This window comes from Novosphingobium naphthalenivorans NBRC 102051 (genome assembly GCF_001590985.1).
Taxonomy (GTDB): domain Bacteria; phylum Pseudomonadota; class Alphaproteobacteria; order Sphingomonadales; family Sphingomonadaceae; genus Novosphingobium; species Novosphingobium naphthalenivorans.
Genome location: NZ_BCTX01000182.1, coordinates 1 through 1,896, shown reverse-complemented (window position 1 = coordinate 1,896; position 1,896 = coordinate 1). Strand labels below are relative to the sequence as shown.

At 62.6% G+C, this 1,896-nt stretch carries 2 protein-coding genes; one reads left to right on the top strand and one right to left on the bottom strand.

All coding sequences use genetic code 11. The features are described from left to right. Positions 1–513: recombinase family protein (locus NN5_RS24550; RefSeq protein ID WP_067739310.1), on the bottom strand; the 513-nt coding region annotated here is incomplete at its 3' end. A gap of 140 nt (positions 514–653) precedes the next feature. Between NN5_RS24550 and NN5_RS24545 the strand changes: the two genes are divergently transcribed. Next, on the top strand, positions 654–1,896 hold a 1,243-nt coding region (locus NN5_RS24545; protein ID WP_157081331.1), incomplete at its 3' end, for a DUF4158 domain-containing protein.

Sequence of the window (1,896 nt, the reverse complement as noted above, 5' to 3'; positions counted from 1 at the left end):
GATGCCGAGTTGTCGTGCTGCTTCTGTCGGCGAGATGCTCGCTTCGACCAGTTTGATGGCGGCATGTACCTTGGACATGTCGAGCGGCTGACGGCCGGGCAACTTGCCTTTGGCGCGCGCGGCGGCGATCCCATCCCTGGTTCGCTCGGAGATCAGTCTCCGCTCGAAATGGGCGATGGCCCCGAACACATGGAAGATGAGTTCGCCGGCGGCCGACGATGTGTCGATCTTTTCCTCAAGACTCAGGAGCGCGATGCCCTGGCCGCGTAGCGTCTCGACCGTGGTGAGCAATTCGGCGAGCGAGCGCCCAAGCCGATCGAGGCGGACCACCGCCAGCGTGTCGCCCTTGCGGGCATAGGCGATCAGTTCGGCCAGACCGGGCCGCTCCATGCTCTTGCCCGACATGACGTCGGTGAACACCTTGATCGCGCCGGCCTCCTCCAGACGCATGGTCTGTCCAGCCACGTCCTGATCGCCGGTGCTGACGCGGGCATAACCCAGAATATCGCCCATCCCGTGCGTCTCCCAAACGGTCGTTCTGTGGACGATCTGAAGGGCGATCGCTTCGCCCCATCCATATCCGTCCACATACTATGTCTCTTTACTCATGGCTGTCCATAGGCCCAGATGACCTTTTGTGGACGGGAATCGGAATGACGAAGCGTAAGCATCAACTCCTGACCGAGAGCGAACGCGATCAGATCCTCGCCATCCCGAGCGAGCGCGACCATCTAGCCCGGCTCTACACCTTCGAGCCTTCGGACATCGAGATCATCGGCGCACGACGGGAGCGACGGAACCAGTTGGGTGTCGCGCTGCAACTCGCGCTCTTGCGGCACCCGGGCATCACACTGGCGCAGTTGATACAGGACAAGGGAGCGATACCCCATGATCTCGCCGCCTTCGTCGCGGAACAACTTGGTCTACACGTAACCGACCTGGCCAACTATGCAGCGCGGGATCAGACGATGACGGACCATGCCCGCGAGCTGGCGATGCGAGCGGGCCTTCGTGGACCAACCCGCGCCGACATTCCCTTCATGATCGAAGCGGCCGCGAAAACGGCATGGGCGACCGACAAGGGGATGACGATAGCGATCGGCGTTGTCACCGCCCTTCGCGAGGCCCGGATTCTACTGCCGTCCATCTCCACCATCGAACGCGCCAGTAGTGCGGGACGCGCGCGTGCCCGCAAGCAGGCTGCCTACGCCCTGATCGCTGATCTTAGCGCCGAACAGGTCCACGCCCTCGACCAGGTCTTTGACGACGCCGGCGGCATGAGCCAACTCGCTTCGCTCAAGACCATTCCCGTTGCGGCCAGGCCCGATCACATCCGCCAGATTCTCGACCGCCTGCGGCAAGTGCGGAAGATCGGCATCTCCCCGGACGTGGCTGGCCGCATCCATGCCGACCGATTTCGGCAATATGTCAGGGAAGGCCGCGCTTCGCCTGCCTATATGATCGAGCGATATATTCCCTCCCGACGGCGCGCTACGCTGGTTGCGTTCCTGCTCGACCTCGAGGAACGACTGACCGATAACGCCTTGGAGATGGCGGACAAGCTGATCGGCAGCATCTTCACCCGCGCGAAGAACGCCCAGGCGCGCAGCTATGCCACCACGTCAAAGAATGTGGCGCGGCTGATGCTGATCTTTCGCAGGACAATCGACGCATTGACCGATGCGGTCGATACCGGCGAAGATCCAATGGAGGCCCTGGACGCATCGGTCGGGTGGAACACCCTCCTGAAGGCGAGGCCAGAAGTGGCGACAATCGCGGAAACCGCCAACCTTGATCCGCTGACGGTGGCGGCCGACCGCTATGCGACGTTGCGCAAGTTCGCCCCCGACCTGCTTGAGGCGCTCCAGTTCAGGGCCGGAAAGGGCAGTGCAAAAA